This window comes from Streptomyces roseirectus, assembly GCF_014489635.1.
GTDB classification, from domain to species: domain Bacteria; phylum Actinomycetota; class Actinomycetes; order Streptomycetales; family Streptomycetaceae; genus Streptomyces; species Streptomyces roseirectus.
Genome location: NZ_CP060828.1, coordinates 5,099,538 through 5,114,221, shown reverse-complemented (window position 1 = coordinate 5,114,221; position 14,684 = coordinate 5,099,538). Strand labels below are relative to the sequence as shown.

Genomic DNA, 14,684 nt, shown 5'->3' with positions numbered 1-14,684 from the left:
TCGGCGCCGGGTTTTCCGACACCTTGCCTCGTCCCCCTCGCCTCACCTCTCGATGCGGACCCTCTTCTCCACCGTCACCTGGTCGATCTCGGAGACTCGTACGGTCACGCGCATGGTCCAGTCGCCGGGGATGGGGAGGTTGAGGGAGTCGGCGGCCCAGTAGCCGCCGCGGTTGGTGAGGTTGGCTTCGAGGGGGCCGATGTCCTGGGTGGGGAGGGTGAAGGAGATGCGGAGTTCGGGGACGGTGGCGAAGCCGCCGTCGGCCGCGTAGACGACGGCTTCGAGGGAGTTGGCGCCCACGCGGCCGGGGTTGAGGGTGATCTGGACGGTGCCCTGGGCCTTGGTGCCGGGGACGGCGACGCTGAAGGGGACCCGGGTCACGGAGGTCGTGAGGATGCCGGACTCCGCTGCCGGGGTCGCCGCCGCCTCCGCCTCCGCGCGGGCGGGCAGCGTGCCCGTGAGGACCGTCGTGATGACCAGGACGATCACCGAGACGACGACCTCCAGCATCACCGACCGCCGCAGCGCACGCCGGTGCGCGTCCTCGGCCGGCGTCAACCTGCCGGGGTCGGGAAGGGACTTCAGCGGGACGGGGACATCCGTGCGGTCACCCGGTGTCCCGGACTCGCCCTCGCCCGACGGCTTGCGCGCGCCCCTGGCCTCGCCCTCACCGGCGACCCCGTCAGCGTCCGCGTCCGGCGCCTGGTCCGCGCCCTCGTCCGCCGAACCGGCCGACGCCGGGCGCGACTTGACCGAACCCGCGCCCGCACCCGCACCCACACCCGCAGCCACATCTGATCGCGAGCCCGACCTCGGGCCCGGTACCGCCGTCAACGGCTCCGCGCCCCCGGCCCCGGCGGCTCCCACCGTTTCCACCACCCGCTCCCGCACCGCGGAACTCACCGCACTGCTCACGGCATTTCCCCTCGTCTGACTCTCGCTCTCGGCCACCGTCAACCGCCTCACGGCTCCCCGCGACCACGCCCCGACCGCCAGCAGCACCACGACAGCCGCCAGCTTCGCGAGCAGGATCCGTCCGTAGGAGGACTCGGTGAGCGCGGTGAGCGAGCCGAGTCCTCGCCAGGACTGGTAGACACCCGTCACCACAAGGACGACCACACAGGTCGCGGCGGTACGGGAGAAGGCCGTGATCACGCGCGCGGGCACCGGAACAGAACTCCGGTTCAGCACGGAGAACAGGGAGGTGAGACCCCCCAACCATACGGCCATGGAAAGGAGATGAAGCACCGTGGAGGTCATCGCGAGCGGCACCTGGATGCCCGCGGAGGCGTGTTCGGCGGCGGCCCAGGTCAGCGCGAGGCCGACGATGGTGACGGCGCCCGCGCTCAGCGTGGCCCGCTTCGACCACCACTTCTGCCACATGAGCAGCGCGAGGACGCCGAGCAGGAGCAGCCGGGCCAGCAGCGCGAGCCCCGGGCGGGTGGTGAGCGTCCGGGAGAGCGCGGCGGGGTCGAGGATCCCGGCGATGCCGGTGCCGGCCTCGTAGGGGGCCCGCAGCAGGAGCAGGAGGACGCTCGTGCCCGCGAGGGTCCAGCCGCCGACGCGCAGTGGGCGGCGCAGCGCGCGGGTGTCCGGGGGCCGGCAGACGGCGATGAAGACGGCCGTGCCGATGAGGAGCGCGGCGGAGACGTACGCGGCGTAACGGGTGAGCGTGTAGAGGCTGTTGGTGGTCGGGTTCTCCGTCGGGCCCGCGGCGACCGGGACGAGCGTCGCGGACGGCTCGCCGATGGAGAAGGTGAAGGCGCCCGAGACGGGGTGGCTGTCGGCGGAGACGACGCGCCAGGCGACGGTGAACGTGCCCGTGCCCGCGTCGGACGGCATGGTGACCCGCACGGCGTCCGAACGGCCCGGCACGTGGCCCGCCTTGCCGGTCTTCACGCGGCGGTTCTCGGGGCTCAGGACGCGGATGGAGTCGTCCAGGAGCCCGACGGACTCGGTGAATCTGAGGGTGACCTCGCCGGGGACGGTCTTGACCACGCTCCCGTCGGCCGGGTCGGTGCCGGCCAGCGCCGCGTGCGCCGACGCCGGTCCCGGGCCGGTGAAGAGCAGCAGGACCAGCAGCGTGCCCAGCAGCACCAGGCCGCGCCGCACGATCACCCGTCCCGCCGGTCGGCCTTTCTCACCCACGTCGTTCACTGCGCCTCCGTACTGCCCCCTGCGTCCATTCCTCCCTGTACGTACGGCTCGGGTCCCACCTCCGCTCACTGCTTGCCCCACCGGCAACTCCCCCGCCCCGGCCTCTCACGGCCTGCACAGCGCCCCAATACGCTCCGCTTGATCGGGGTAACGCTCCGTGAGCGGGCCGAGTTCCCCGTGCTCGTACTCCTCATAGGTGAATCCCGGGGCCATCGTGCAGCCGAAGAGCGTCCAGCCGCCGAGGGGCCGCGCACCCATCCACGTGCGCGCGGGCACGGTCAGCTGGACGGACTGGCCGCCGAGGACGTCCGGGCCCAGCACCGGCGTCCGCGTGGTGCCGTCCTCGGCGAGCAGGAGCATCTCCAGGGGGGCGCCGAGGTAGTGGTGCCAGGTCTCGTCGTGGGGGAGGCGGTGGAGGGCGGAGTACTCGCCGTCGCGCAGGAGGGCGACGATCGCGGTGCCGGAGGGGCGGCCGTCCGGGGCCGGCGGGCCGGTCCAAGTGCGGTGGAAGAGGCCGCCCTCGCGGGGGATCGGCTCCAGGGAGTAGTGGGCGATGAGGTCTTCCGGCGTCATCCGGGGAAGGCTACCTCCCGCCTCAGGAACGCCAGTCGGGCCGGTTTCGCGGGCAAGTGGACGTCCGACAAATCGACTTCGGGGAGTGTGACGAGCGGGCCCGCCTCGAAGCCCTGGCGCAGGAAGCGGGCGACGGCCTTCTCGTTGCGCGGGTCCGGGTCGACGACGACCCTGCGCCGGCCCAGCGTCAGGAACACGTACGCCGCGTACGCCCCCAACAGGGCCGCCGACCAACCCGGTTGGCGCTCGCCGGGGGCCAGCAGGACGTGGACGCCGGCGTCGCCGTCCTGGACGTCGTAGCACTCGCCCACGCGGTCCGCCGCCGGGTCGTAGAGCTGGAACAGGGCCACCGGGGTGCCGTCCAGCTCGGCGAGGAAGGCGTGGTGGGTGTCCAGGGTCGCCATGTGGGCGTAGATCTCGGTGACTTGGGGTTCGGTGAGGCCGGTCATGCCCCAGAACTCGGCGCGTCGCTCACTGACCCAGGTGTGGACCGTGCGGACGTCGCCGACCGGGTCCAGGGGGCGGATCCGGACCGTGCCGAAGCCGGGGACGGGCTGTTCATGGACGTACATCGTGCTCCTTGCGCAAGCTGTTCCAGTCGGTGGTCACGGGGACGGTGTCTCCCCTGAGCCACAAGGGGAGTTGGGCTCCGTCGGGGACGATCCAGCGGCTGCGTTGACGGTCGGCCAGGTCCCAGACGTAGCGCGCCGCCGGGCCCCGCGTGGCGTGGTCCGTGACGCCGGGGATCGCGGTGGTGCACAGCACGCAGTCGTGGTCGCCGGAGAGGGGCGGCGGGTCGAACGTGTCGTCCGGGAGGGCGCGCCACGGGGTCAGGCGGTGGGTGTCGCCCCACGTTCGCCGGGGGCGGGTCGCGATGTCCTCCAGGGCTTCGCGGACGACGGACTCGCGGTCGATGCCGAACAACTCCTCGGCGCGCAGCAGGTGTTCGAGGGCGAAGCCGATCCGGGGGGTGAGGGCGAGCCACGGAAGGAGGACGTCGGGGTAGGCGGGCGGGGTCCTCAGGTCCGCGAACGCGGGGTGGGCGGCGAGTCTGCGGACGACCTCGCCGCGGAGGGACGCGTAGGAGGCGGCGGCCGTGCTGGTGGCGTCCATGTGGCGGTTCCAGCGCAGGAGTTGGGTGCGCAGGGTGTTCGCCGGGGCGGTGAGGTCCTTCAGCGCCGCGAGGGTGTTCAACAGGGGTTCCGCCGACGCGAGTCGGGTGTCCATGTGGATCGCCGTCAGGGCCTGCGGGGTCCACTTCCGGCGTTCCTGGAGGAGGGTTCTGATGCGGTCGGCCCGGTGGGGTGGGGCGAACTCGACGCCCAACTCCCTCGCCGGGCCCCGCTGGTTGGCCATCACCGCCGCGCCGTCGGTGAGTTCGGCCCTCGGCATCTCGTGCCAGCCCGTCCAGTCGTGGCCGGGTTCCCAGGCCGGGACCACGCGGACGCGGTTCGCCTCCGCTCGGACGGGGACTCTGCCGGCGACCCTGTGCAGGGTGCCTCCGGCGGTGTCGGCCGCCTGGACGACGTTCACCGGCTCGCACCAGTCGTCCAAAGCGGCGTCCACGTCGGCGACGGTCGTCGAGCGCAGGAGTTTCAGCAGCGCGCCGAATCCCAACTCCCCTGTCACGCGCGGCGGATAACGCAGGCTCAACGCCAACGGGGTCGCGTCGTCCAGCCCTTCAGGCCCACCCGCGATCACCGGGCCCCTCGGGGTCTCCAACACCTCGATCTCGACGGGGGGTTCGCCCGCCACCTCGATCAGTTCCGTGTGCCGGGAAACCCGCCTCCACACGCCGTCCGCGTCCAGCGCCTCCACCCCCGCGCCGGTCCTCCTCAACTTCTCCCGGTACACGTCCTGGTAGTCGGCCATCGCGTTCGTGATCGCCCACGCGACCTTTCCCGTGTGCCCGAAGTGCGCGATCCCAGGGACCCCGGGCACCGCCAGTCCGACCACGTCGAACTCGTCACACGCCAGCCGGATCTGCTGATAGATGCCGGGGTCCTCGATGAACCGATGCGGATCCCCCGCGATGAGCGCACTCCCGCTCACGGTCCGACTCCCGTCCAGCACCCACCCATTACTCCCAGAGGTCGCCGGCCCATCAGTCGCGAACAACCCCACCGCCCCCTCCCCCAGATGCCGAACCGCCTCCTCCCTCCAGAGCTTGGCGGGAAACCCGGCGAACAGAATGTGCACGGAAAGCCAGATCGCGAGGGGAGTCCAGGGCTCCCACACGCCGGGGACAAGGCCGACTCGCTCGAACTCGGGGGCGGGGTATGGGGAGTCGGCGGCGAACTCGGCGGCCGGGCCGGTGCTTTGAGGCTCGGCGGCCGAGCGCGCGGATCCGGCGGAAGCCGGGGCTGCGTCGACGCGCTCGGACTCACAGGCGGGATGAGAGGGCTTGGCTGGAGTCTGGGGGGCGGCAGCGAAACCGGAGGCGGGCCGGGAAGGTTCGGCGGAAGCCGGGACGGCGAACGCAAAGGCCGAGCCGGTGCTTGAGGGCTCGGCGGACGCGCGCAGGGGTCCGACAGAAGCCGGAACCGAGCCGGCGCCAGCGCACCCGGCGGCATACGCGGGCCCGGCGTAAGCCTGGTCCGCACTGGCGTGCTCGAACTCGGCGGCAGCGCGCGGCGGTTCGGCGGGAGCCGGGGTGGTGAGCGGATCCGCCGGAGCGGACTCGGCACGCGGGCCCGCCACGACCGGAGCAGCCTCCGCGTCCCGCCCGGCCTCACCTTCCACGACACCCCTCGGAGCAGCAGCGTCCTGCGCGCCTCCGCTCCCCGGCACATCCCGCGGAGCGCCAGCGCCTCGCACGACTCCGCCTCCCGCAGCACCCTCCGAAGCCCCCGCGCCCCGCGCGACTCCGCCTCCCGCAACACACCCCGAAGCAGCAGCACCCCGGACGCTCCCGACCCTCGGCCCGACCCGCGAAGCCTCAGCGCCCCGCGCGACTTCACCTCCCGCAGCGCCCTCCGAAACCCCCACGTCCTCCGAACCCTCCGCGCCCTGCGCGACCTCGCCTCCCGATACGCCCCCGGAAGCCCCCGCGCCCCGCGCGCCCCCGCCTCCCGGCGTACCCCGCAGGGCACCCGCGTCCTTCTCCCCCGCAACCCCCAACCCCTCGTTCACCCCCGCCACATAAGCCCGCACCCACTCCGCCGTCTCCGGATCCGTCTCCTCCAAGTGCTCGAAGCATCTTCGGGCCGTGTCCATCAGGCGGGCTCGGCGGGCGAAGGTGTCCCAGGGGAGGGCGTTGGGGCCGAGGAAGGTGGCGGAGGTGCCTTGGGCGCGGTGGCGTTCGAGTTCCAGTTGCCAGGGGCGGTCGTGGGCGGTGGTGAGGCCCTGGGCGTGGGCGAGGGAAGCAGGGGTCTGGGTGCGGAGGTGGGGGATGCCCCAGGGGTCGCGGTAGAGGGCTGTGGTCATTCTGGGTAGCTCCCGGGTTTTAGGTTAGGCTTGCCTAAGTTAGGCGTGGAGGAAGCGTACGTGAGGGGTGGAGACGGTATGGCGCAGGGTCGGGGGTGGGAGGGCGCGGTCCTGAAGCTGATGCGGGCGAAGGACTTCACGCTCACCGTGACGGCGAATGAGGAGGTCAGCGAGGGGTACCGGCGGGTGCGTGTGACGGATGGGGGGCTGCTCGCGGCGAATCCGGTGCATCCCACGATGTGGGTCCGCCTCTGGTTCCGGAACGCCGGGAAGCCGCACCAGCGGGCTTACACGTTGGTCGATCCGGACCCGGAAGGCGGGACGTTCGCGTTGGAGTTCGCGTTGCACGAGGGGGCCGCGAGCGAGTGGGCGCGGAGCGCGAGGGCCGGGGAGACCATCGAGGCGACCGTTCAGGGGACCGGGTTCGAGATGCCCGTCCCGGCGCCGACGCACGTCCTCGCGATCGGCGACCCCGCGTCGCTGCCCGCGATCAACTCCCTGACCGACGCGCTGGGTTCCGTACCCGTGACCGTCTGGTTCGAGGGCGGGGAACCGGAGTTGCCGTTCCGGACGGACGTACGCCGGGTCCCGCGCGGGGAGTTGGTCGACCGCGTCAAGCGCGAACTGCCCGACCTCCTCGCGTCGACGCCGTCGCCGTACGTCTGGATCGCCTGCGACACGCAGACGACGCGGACCCTGTCCTCGTACGTCCGCAAGGACCTCGGCGTCGCCAAGGACCGGCTGCACGCGCTCGGGTACTGGCGCGCGAGCTGACGTCTTCGGCGGGATCATCGGGGCATGGACGTCACCCTTCATCTCGCGCAGGATCCCGACGCCGACGAACTGCTCGGGCGGTCCGCGCTCGCGGCGCTGGTCGGCATGCTGCTGGATCAGCAGGTGCCGATGGAGTGGGCCTTCAAGGGCCCCCGGACCATCGCGGACCGGCTCGGCGCCGACGACCTCGACGCCCACGAGATCGCCGGGATGGATCCCGAGCGGTTCGCGTCGGCGCTCTCCGAGAAGCCGGCGGTGCACCGGTATCCGGGGTCGATGGCGAAGCGGGTTCAGCAGCTCTGCCAGTACCTCGTCGAGCACTACGACGGGGACGCCGAGCAGGTGTGGACCGGGGTCACGAGCGGGGGCGAGCTGTTGAAGCGGCTTGAGGCGCTGCCGGGGTTCGGGAAACAGAAGGCCCAGATTTTCCTGGCGCTGCTCGGTAAGCAACTGGGGGTGCGGCCGACGGGGTGGCGGGAGGCTGCGGGGAGTTATGGGGAGGCCAAGGTTTATCGGTCCGTGGCGGATATCACGGGGGTGGACTCTTTGGCCAAGGTTCGGGCATACAAGCAGGAGAAAAAGAAAGAGGCCAAGGGGTAGCGGACCCGAAAAGAGAAAAGCGCTCCCCACTGATTCCCCGTGCGCTCCTCCGAACGGGTTGATTTCGCCGCCCTCATGACTCCTCCCCCGCGCGCCATGGGCATCCCCGTTGTGTGAGTAGTACACGACTTCTTTCGCGCGGCCGGACCTGGCTGCGGGCGTTGGCCGTGGTGCTCGCGTTGCTGGTGCCGGGGGAAGCCTGCACGGTGCCGTGCGTGGCGATGGCCGTCGAGAGTGTGGAGTACGACGTCGTCGACAGCGGCCTGCGGCCGTCGGCGGCGCCGGTCGAGCGTGCCGTGACGGTGTTGCGGCCCGCTGCGCTGCCGGAGGTCCCGGCGGGAGTTCCGGAGCAGGTTCAGGAGAGGTTCCCGGAGACCCGCGTTCCCCCCGCGCTCTCCGCCGTGCGATGTGTGGTTCTGCGGTGCTGATGACGGCGTTTCGGAAAGTCCCGAAATCCCCGAAACACCCCATCTTTCACGCAGAGCGAGGAAACAAAGTCATGCCCACAGACCCTTATGCGGTACTGCGTGCTTTGCTGCGCGCGGAGGCCCGGCGGACGGCGCCGGAAGCGACGGAGTCGGTGATCCGGGAGAAGCGTCCGGAGAACGAGAAGCGGGCCCAGTCGCCGACTGAGCAGAGCCGCTGAACAGAAATGGGGGTGGGCCAATAAATCCGGCCCACCCCCATTTCAGCGCCGCCGCCGAGCCGTCCCGAAAAGCGACCGCGTGATTTCCCGGCCCAATTGCGTCCCGATCGACCGCGCCAGGGATTTGAACATCCCGCTGCCCATCACCTGCTCGACCATCGACGGCGCCTCTTTCTTCCGCTGAGGCTCAACCGCAGCCCCAGAAGCCGGCCTCTGCTCCAGCTTCTCGTACGCCGACTCCCTGTCCACAGCCTGTGCATAACGTCCGTACAGCACCGACCCCGCCACCGCCCGCTCCAAAACCCCCGCCTCGACCGGCCCCATCAACGACTCCGGCGCCCGCAGCCGCGTCGCCGCGACCGGCGTCGGCGCCCCCTTCTCGCTGAGGACGGTGACGACCGCCTCCCCCGTTCCCAGCGAGGTCAGCAGTTCCTCAAGGTCGTACGCGGAATTCGGGAACGTCTTGACGGTCGCCTTGAGCGCTTTCTGGTCGTCCGGCGTGAAGGCGCGCAGCGCGTGCTGGACGCGGTTGCCGAGCTGGGCGAGGACGTCGGCGGGGACGTCTTTCGGGGTCTGGGTGACGAAGAAGACGCCGACGCCCTTGGAGCGGATGAGGCGGACGGTCTGGGTGATGGAGTCGAGGAACGCCTTCGAGGCGCCGTTGAAGAGGAGGTGCGCCTCGTCGAAGAAGAAGACGAGGCGGGGTTTGTCGGCGTCGCCGATCTCGGGGAGGTCGTGGAAGAGGTCGGCCAGCAGCCACATGAGGAAGGTGGAGAAGAGCTGGGGTTTGTCCTGGACCGCCGGGAGTTCGAGGACGGAGACGATGCCCCGGCCGTCGGGGGCCGTCCGCAGGAAGTCCGCGGTGTCGAATTCGGGTTCGCCGAAGAAGTCGGACATGCCCTGTGCCTCGAAGGCCGTCAGGGACCGCAGGATCACGCCCGCCGTCGCCGTCGAGAGGCCGCCGATGTTCGTGAGTTCCGTCTTGCCCTCGTCCGAGGTGAGGAAGGCGACGACCGCGCGGAGGTCCTTGAGGTCGAGGAGTTCGAGGCCCTTGGTGTCGGCGTAGTGGAAGATCAGGCCGAGGGACTGCTCCTGGGTGGGGTTCAGCTGGAGCACCTTGGCGAGCAGGACGGGGCCGAAGCTGGTGACCGTCGCGCGGACGGGGATGCCGTGGCCGATGCCGCCGAGGGCGTAGAAGTCCGCGGGGAAGCCGGACGGGGTCCATTTCTGGCCTACTTCGGCGGCCCTGGCCTGTACTTTCTCCCCCGCCTCGCCCGGCGCCGAAATGCCCGAGAGGTCGCCCTTCACGTCCGCGAGGAAGACGGGGACGCCCTGCGCCGACAGCTGCTCGGCGATCAGCTGGAGCGTCTTCGTCTTGCCGGTGCCGGTGGCGCCCGCGACGAGTCCGTGCCGGTTGAGCACGGGCAGGGGGATGCGGACGGCCGCCTCGGGGTGGGCGGCGCCGTCCCACAGGAGTGCGCCGAGGTCGAGGGCGGGGCCCGTGAAGGCGTAACCGGCCGCGATCTCCGTGACCGCGTCCGGGGTCGGTCCGCTCGTGCTCATCGACTGCCCCTCGTTCCCGGTTTGCCTGGGTACCTGACGTTATTTGCAGCGTCGCACTCCGCCGCCGTGGCTGCGCCCGGAAGGTCTGGGCCGGTAGGCTTTCCGTGTGATCTTCAAGCGCATCGGAAACGGCCGGCCGTACCCCGACCACGGCCGGGAGAGCACCCGGCAGTGGGCGGACGTCGCGCCGCGCCCGGTCCGCCTCGATCAGCTCGTGACCACGAAGCAGCAGCTCGATCTGGAGACTCTGCTCGCCGAGGACTCGACGTTCTACGGGGACCTCTTCGCGCACGTCGTGAAGTGGCAGGGCGATCTGTATCTGGAGGACGGGCTGCACCGGGCGGTGCGGGCGGCGCTGCAACAGCGGCAGGTGCTGCACGCGCGCGTGCTCGAACTCGACTAGATCCCGGCGCGGGCTCTGACGCCGGGCTCCGGGTAGCCGTGTTGACCCTTTCGGGTGCAATCCGTGTGACCGTGCGGTGTCGGATGATCGTTTATTAGTCACGGGCGCGTCGGCGCACTACGCTGCGCTCATGAGCATGCTGACTCCCCCCGGCATGGGCGGCAAGTACCGCATCACAGGCGACAAGTACCCGCGCATGCGGCCATCCCGGCGGCGTGGGCGGCTCGTTGTGGTCGTCGTCGCGTGCGGAGCCGTTCTCGGGGTCGCCGGGTGGGGGACCTTGCAGCTCGTCGACGTCTTCACGGGCGGGGGCGGGACGGCGTCGGCGGCGTCCTCCGGAGGGTGCGCGCCGAAGTCGAAGCAGGCGGTGCCCAGTACGGCGGCCGTCGTTCTGCCCAAGCCCGCGCAGATCACCGTCAACGTCTTCAACGCGACCACGCGCAGCGGGCTCGCCAAGAGCACCGCGGATGAGTTGAAGAAGCGCGGGTTCAAGGTCGGGCAGGTAGGGAACGCCCCGGCCCAGTTCGACAAGAAGGTCCCCGGCGCCGGGGTGTTGGTGGGCCTGCCCACCGCGTCCGGTACATCGCTGTCCGTCGTCGGTGTCCAACTGCCCGGCGCCGAACGGAAGATGGACGCGGCCCGCAAGGACGCGTCCGTGGACTTCGTCATCGGCAACGCGTTCAAGGGGTTGGCCACGCCGGCTGACGCCGCCAAGGCGCTTACCGCGTTGAGTGCGCCTAAGGCCGCCAACCCGGTTGCCAAGAAGGGTTGTTGAGCGGGTGCGGGTAGTCGGGGGCTGGTCGCGCAGTTCCCCGCGCCCCTAAAAAAGCAACCAGCCCCCCCGGCATTACAAAGCGAACCCTTACTCCGCCGCGCCGTACAAGCGGTCCCCGGCGTCGCCCAGCCCCGGCACGATGTAGCCCTGTTCGTTCAGGTGGTCGTCTACCGCTGCCGTCACGACCGTCACCGGGGTGCCCGCGAGTTCGCGTTCCATGATCTCGACGCCCTCGGGGGCCGCGAGGAGGACTACCGCCGTTACGTCGTCCGCACCCCGCTTGATCAGTTCGCGGATCGCCGCGACCAGGGTGCCGCCCGTGGCCAGCATCGGGTCGAGGACGTAGACCTGGCGGCCGGAGAGGTCTTCCGGCATGCGGGTGGCGTAGGTGGACGCCTCCAGGGTCTGTTCGTTGCGGATCATGCCGAGAAAGCCGACCTCGGCGGTGGGCAGGAGGCGGACCATGCCGTCGAGCATGCCGAGGCCCGCGCGCAGGATCGGGACGACGAGGGGGCGGGGGTGCGACAGCTTGACGCCGGTCGTCTCGGTGACCGGGGTCGTGATGTCGACCTGCTCGGTGCGTACGTCGCGGGTCGCCTCGTAGGCGAGGAGGGTGACCAGTTCGTCGGCGAGGCGGCGGAAGGTCGCGGAGTCCGTGCGCTGGTCGCGCAGCGTGGTGAGCTTGTGAGCGACCAGGGGGTGGTCGACGACGTGGAGACGCATACGTCCAGATTAACCGGGGCCACACCCCGCCCGCTCTGGCGTCGGAACCCCGAACAGGGGCACAGTGAGGATGACCGACTTGAACCGCGGTGGTGTGAACTGTGCCGGAAAACCCGGAAAGCGACGAAGAGGGCACCGAGAGTGCGGCCGACCGGCGTCGGCGCCGCGCCCGGTTCCTGCGCGAGCTGGCGGAGGCGCGGGAGCTGCGCGACCGGGTCCAGCCCCGCCGGGCGAAGGCGGCCCGGCTGAGGCACGCGATGCGCATGCGGACGTTCCGCTGGTGACCCGTCGGGCCGGCTTGAGGTAAAGATCACCGGCCCCTCACCGGCCTCAAGCCCCGCCCGTGCGTTGGCCGATGGCAAAGCCGCGTACGATCCGCAGGTGGCAGAAGCGAGTGCGCTGGTCGGTTGCGGGAATCCGCGATCAAAATGCCGGACACAGGGAGCCGAAGACGTCCCCTTGGGCCCTTGTTTCTGCCACGATTCCGAGTGGGTGGGGCTCGGCGCCAGCGCTCTTGACCCACCCGAAGACCTCCGCCGGGGGGACCCCCAACCGGCACACCTTTGACCATCTGGGAGAGTCACGGTGTACTTCGCCGCACTGCTCGCGCGCACCGAAGACGGGTGGGAAGCGAGCGACTCAGAGCTCGACGATGTGGAAACCCTCGCCGATCTGGCCGACCTGGCCCGCGAGTCGTCCGTGGACGACGACACGGTCCTCGTCCTCATCGAGCAGGAGGACGCCTGGTTCGGCGTCGTCCGTGTGGACGGTGAGGACGACCCCCGCGTGTACGTCTCGGACGCCGCGGTGGCCGCCCGCACCTCGTACGGCGAGCTGCTGCTCGCCGACCTGCTCGCCAAGGACCCCGCCGACGACCTGGACGCCCTCGACCTGGACGGCACCGAGGACGGCGAGGAGGACGAGGACGACGACCCGGCCGCCGAAGCCGTCCCGCACGGCCCCCTGGGCGACGCCCGACTCCTGGACGACCTCGGCGTCTCGGAGAAGGAGCTGAAGTCCTTCGACAGCGACGCCCTGGGCGAGATCGCGGGCGCCCTCGGCGCGACGGAGATCCTGGAAGCCGTCCGCTGACCCCCGACCCCGTACGCGACCCCTGGCGTCCCGCGATGCGGCTCGCCCTCGCCGAGGCGGGGCGGGCCGGCGCGGACGTCCCCGTCGGGGCCGTCGTCCTCGCGCCGGACGGCACGACCGTGCTGGCGGCGGCGCACAACGAGCGTGAGGCGGGCGGGGATCCGACCGCGCACGCGGAGGTGCTGGCGCTGCGCCGGGCGGCGTCGGCGCTGGGGGCGTGGCGGCTCGTCGACTGCACGCTCGTCGTCACGCTGGAGCCGTGTGTGATGTGCGCGGGGGCGTTGGTGCAGGCGCGGGTGGACCGGGTGGTCTACGGCGCGCGGGACGAGAAGGCGGGGGCGGCGGGTTCGGTCTGGGACGTCGTCCGCGACCGGCGGCTGAACCATCGTCCCGAGGTGATCGGGGAGGTGCTGGCCGAGGACTGTGCCGGGCTTCTGACCAGCTTCTTTCGTCAGCGCTGAGATCGATTACCAACCGTCCAACGGAATGTTGTAAGGTCTCTCTCGGTAGCGTGTCCGAGCGGCCGAAGGAGCTCGCCTCGAAAGCGAGTGTGGCGCAAGTCACCGAGGGTTCAAATCCCTCCGCTACCGCAGGTGAATGAGGGGTTGGCTCCAATTGGAGCCAACCCCTCATCGCGTTCCGTCTCAGTTTCCGTCTCAGTTGGCCGGTACGGGCACCCCGGCGGCGCCATCGTCACCGTCGTCCGGCTTGTCTCCGGTCGGCTTCCAGATGAGTCCGTCGACCTGCTTGGCCACCTCGTGCCGGACGCTGTCCACCATGTGTTGGTACCGCGCGGCCATGGCCGTAGTCGACCAGCCCATCAGTCCCATGACGGCGCGTTCGGAGACGCCGAGGATCAGCAGCACCGTGGCGGCGGTGTGACGAGCATCATGCAGACGGCCGTCCCGCACCTTCGCGGCGTCAAGCAGCTCCTTCCAGTCGTCGTAGTCCGTACGGGGCGACGTGCCCCGACCGGTCGGGGTGGCGAACAGCCATCCTTCGTCCGTCCACTGGTCGCCGGCAGCCGCGCGTTCGGCGTCCTGCTTGGTCCGGTGGACTCGGAGCAGATCAACAAGCTGTGCGGGCAAGCCGACCGCGCGCCGCCCCGCGCGGGACTTCGTGTCGGCCGTCTCGGGGTTCGTGCGCTGACGTTGGGGGCAGTACCCGGCTTTCCTGCCGCAGGGGTCGCCGCACCCGTGGGCGTAGCGCGGGCGGCGACGACTCCGGCGGACCATCAGGACACCCCGCTCCAAGTCGACGTCCGTCCACTTGAGGCCCAGCGCTTCCCCCTGCCGCAGACCGAGCGCGAGCGCGACGGCCCAACGGGCAGCGTTCCGGCGCCGGTCGGCGGTGGCCAAGAGCCGCTGTACCTCTTCGACGGTGTACGGCTCCACCTCTTCCTCGCGGACACTGGGCGCCTTGGCCAACTGGACGGGGTTCCGTCCGAGGTGGCCGCGCCGTACCGCCTCGTTCAGCGCGGTGCGGAAGGTGCGGTGGATCTGGTGAATCGTTCCGGCCTTGCGGCCGTTGGCCTGCATCTTCCCGTAAAAGCGCTCGATGTGCTCGGGCTGAAGTTTGTCCAGCCGGTGCGCACCGAGTGCCGGAATCAGGTGCTTCCGGACGGCGACGCCGTAGCCGACCATCGTGTTCTCGTTCACCGCGAGGGGCGCGATGGTGTCGATCCAGTGAGTCAGCCACGTCTTGACCGTCCAGGGCTTACCCGGCTTGGCCAGGGTCTGGGCGTCGCGCTGCTTCTCCATGGCGCGGACGGCCTTCACGACCTCGGGGCGGGTCTTGCGCTCGATGTGGCGGCGGTCCGGCTTGCCGTCGTCGCGGATGCCGACGGTCACGCGGCCGTGCCATTTGCCGTCGCTGCCCAGGTAGATGGATGACTCGCCGTTGGGTTGGCGGGTGCGCTTCGTCTTGTCGTTCGGTTCGGTCACGCGTGTGCT

Annotated in this window: 15 protein-coding genes, 1 tRNA gene and 2 pseudogenes; 10 read left to right on the top strand and 8 right to left on the bottom strand. The window is 70.7% G+C overall.

Annotation, left to right across the window (positions count from 1 at the left end; all coding sequences use genetic code 11):
• Positions 1–42 precede the first annotated feature (42 nt).
• The 5 genes and pseudogenes from IAG44_RS21610 to IAG44_RS21590 all read right to left on the bottom strand — a co-directional run.
• Positions 43–2,157 (bottom strand): copper resistance CopC/CopD family protein, encoded by a 2,115-nt coding sequence (locus IAG44_RS21610; RefSeq protein WP_343075745.1) that lies wholly within the window; start codon positions 2,155–2,157, stop codon positions 43–45.
• 105 nt (positions 2,158–2,262) lie between these two features.
• Positions 2,263–2,730: a cupin domain-containing protein gene (locus tag IAG44_RS21605; RefSeq protein WP_187748729.1), complete on the bottom strand. Its 468-nt coding sequence runs from the start codon at positions 2,728–2,730 to the stop codon at positions 2,263–2,265.
• Positions 2,727–3,302, bottom strand: coding sequence for a GNAT family N-acetyltransferase (locus IAG44_RS21600; protein WP_187748728.1), 576 nt, complete (start codon positions 3,300–3,302; stop codon positions 2,727–2,729). Before IAG44_RS21600 ends, IAG44_RS21605 begins: the two co-directional genes overlap by 4 nt.
• Positions 3,289–5,013 (bottom strand): annotated as a pseudogene (locus tag IAG44_RS21595) (penicillin acylase family protein); the annotation flags it as partial. The gene IAG44_RS21600 and the pseudogene IAG44_RS21595, both read right to left, overlap by 14 nt.
• A gap of 819 nt (positions 5,014–5,832) precedes the next feature.
• Positions 5,833–6,156: pseudogene (locus IAG44_RS21590) on the bottom strand (penicillin acylase family protein); the annotation flags it as partial.
• A 78-nt stretch (positions 6,157–6,234) separates the two neighbouring features.
• On the opposite strand from IAG44_RS21590, the gene IAG44_RS21585 reads away from it, so the two are divergent.
• From IAG44_RS21585 to IAG44_RS21570, 4 genes are all read left to right on the top strand, one after another.
• Positions 6,235–6,930: a siderophore-interacting protein gene (locus IAG44_RS21585; protein WP_187748727.1), complete on the top strand. Its 696-nt coding sequence runs from the start codon at positions 6,235–6,237 to the stop codon at positions 6,928–6,930.
• A gap of 24 nt (positions 6,931–6,954) precedes the next feature.
• Positions 6,955–7,530 (top strand): HhH-GPD-type base excision DNA repair protein, encoded by a 576-nt coding sequence (locus IAG44_RS21580; protein WP_187748726.1) that lies wholly within the window; start codon positions 6,955–6,957, stop codon positions 7,528–7,530.
• 113 nt (positions 7,531–7,643) lie between these two features.
• On the top strand, positions 7,644–7,958 hold the full coding sequence (locus IAG44_RS21575) for a hypothetical protein (protein WP_187748725.1): 315 nt from the start codon (positions 7,644–7,646) through the stop codon (positions 7,956–7,958).
• 71 nt (positions 7,959–8,029) lie between these two features.
• On the top strand, positions 8,030–8,176 hold the full coding sequence (locus IAG44_RS21570; RefSeq protein ID WP_187748724.1) for a hypothetical protein: 147 nt from the start codon (positions 8,030–8,032) through the stop codon (positions 8,174–8,176).
• 42 nt (positions 8,177–8,218) lie between these two features.
• On the opposite strand, the gene IAG44_RS21565 is transcribed toward IAG44_RS21570, so the two are convergent.
• On the bottom strand, positions 8,219–9,739 hold the full coding sequence (locus IAG44_RS21565) for a helicase HerA-like domain-containing protein (protein WP_187748723.1): 1,521 nt from the start codon (positions 9,737–9,739) through the stop codon (positions 8,219–8,221).
• Positions 9,740–9,845: 106 nt separating this feature from the next.
• Between IAG44_RS21565 and IAG44_RS21560 the strand changes: the two genes are divergently transcribed.
• Together IAG44_RS21560 and IAG44_RS21555 are read left to right on the top strand one after the other, a co-directional pair.
• Positions 9,846–10,142 (top strand): type II toxin-antitoxin system VapB family antitoxin, encoded by a 297-nt coding sequence (locus tag IAG44_RS21560; RefSeq protein ID WP_004943146.1) that lies wholly within the window; start codon positions 9,846–9,848, stop codon positions 10,140–10,142.
• Between the two features lie 154 nt (positions 10,143–10,296).
• The gene (locus IAG44_RS21555; RefSeq protein ID WP_187752806.1) at positions 10,297–10,917 is read left to right on the top strand and encodes a LytR C-terminal domain-containing protein; all 621 of its coding nucleotides are present in this window, start codon (positions 10,297–10,299) and stop codon (positions 10,915–10,917) included.
• Positions 10,918–11,004: 87 nt separating this feature from the next.
• Here IAG44_RS21555 and upp read toward each other — a convergent pair whose 3' ends face one another.
• Complete coding sequence (upp, locus tag IAG44_RS21550) at positions 11,005–11,640, bottom strand: uracil phosphoribosyltransferase (RefSeq protein WP_187748722.1); 636 nt, start codon at positions 11,638–11,640, stop codon at positions 11,005–11,007.
• A gap of 101 nt (positions 11,641–11,741) precedes the next feature.
• Here upp and IAG44_RS21545 point away from each other — a divergent pair, with 101 nt between their 5' ends.
• The 4 genes from IAG44_RS21545 (at position 11,742) to IAG44_RS21530 (ending at position 13,322) form a co-directional block, all read left to right on the top strand.
• The gene (locus IAG44_RS21545; protein ID WP_187748721.1) at positions 11,742–11,924 is read left to right on the top strand and encodes a hypothetical protein; all 183 of its coding nucleotides are present in this window, start codon (positions 11,742–11,744) and stop codon (positions 11,922–11,924) included.
• 301 nt (positions 11,925–12,225) lie between these two features.
• Positions 12,226–12,732: a tRNA adenosine deaminase-associated protein gene (locus tag IAG44_RS21540; RefSeq protein ID WP_187748720.1), complete on the top strand. Its 507-nt coding sequence runs from the start codon at positions 12,226–12,228 to the stop codon at positions 12,730–12,732.
• Positions 12,733–12,767: 35 nt separating this feature from the next.
• Positions 12,768–13,193, top strand: coding sequence for a tRNA adenosine(34) deaminase TadA (gene tadA / locus IAG44_RS21535; protein WP_187748719.1), 426 nt, complete (start codon positions 12,768–12,770; stop codon positions 13,191–13,193).
• A 44-nt stretch (positions 13,194–13,237) separates the two neighbouring features.
• Positions 13,238–13,322: transfer RNA gene (locus tag IAG44_RS21530), tRNA-Ser, on the top strand.
• A 66-nt stretch (positions 13,323–13,388) separates the two neighbouring features.
• Here the strand turns inward: IAG44_RS21530 and IAG44_RS21525 are convergent.
• On the bottom strand, positions 13,389–14,675 hold the full coding sequence (locus IAG44_RS21525; protein WP_187748718.1) for a tyrosine-type recombinase/integrase: 1,287 nt from the start codon (positions 14,673–14,675) through the stop codon (positions 13,389–13,391).
• Positions 14,676–14,684: the final 9 nt, after the last annotated feature.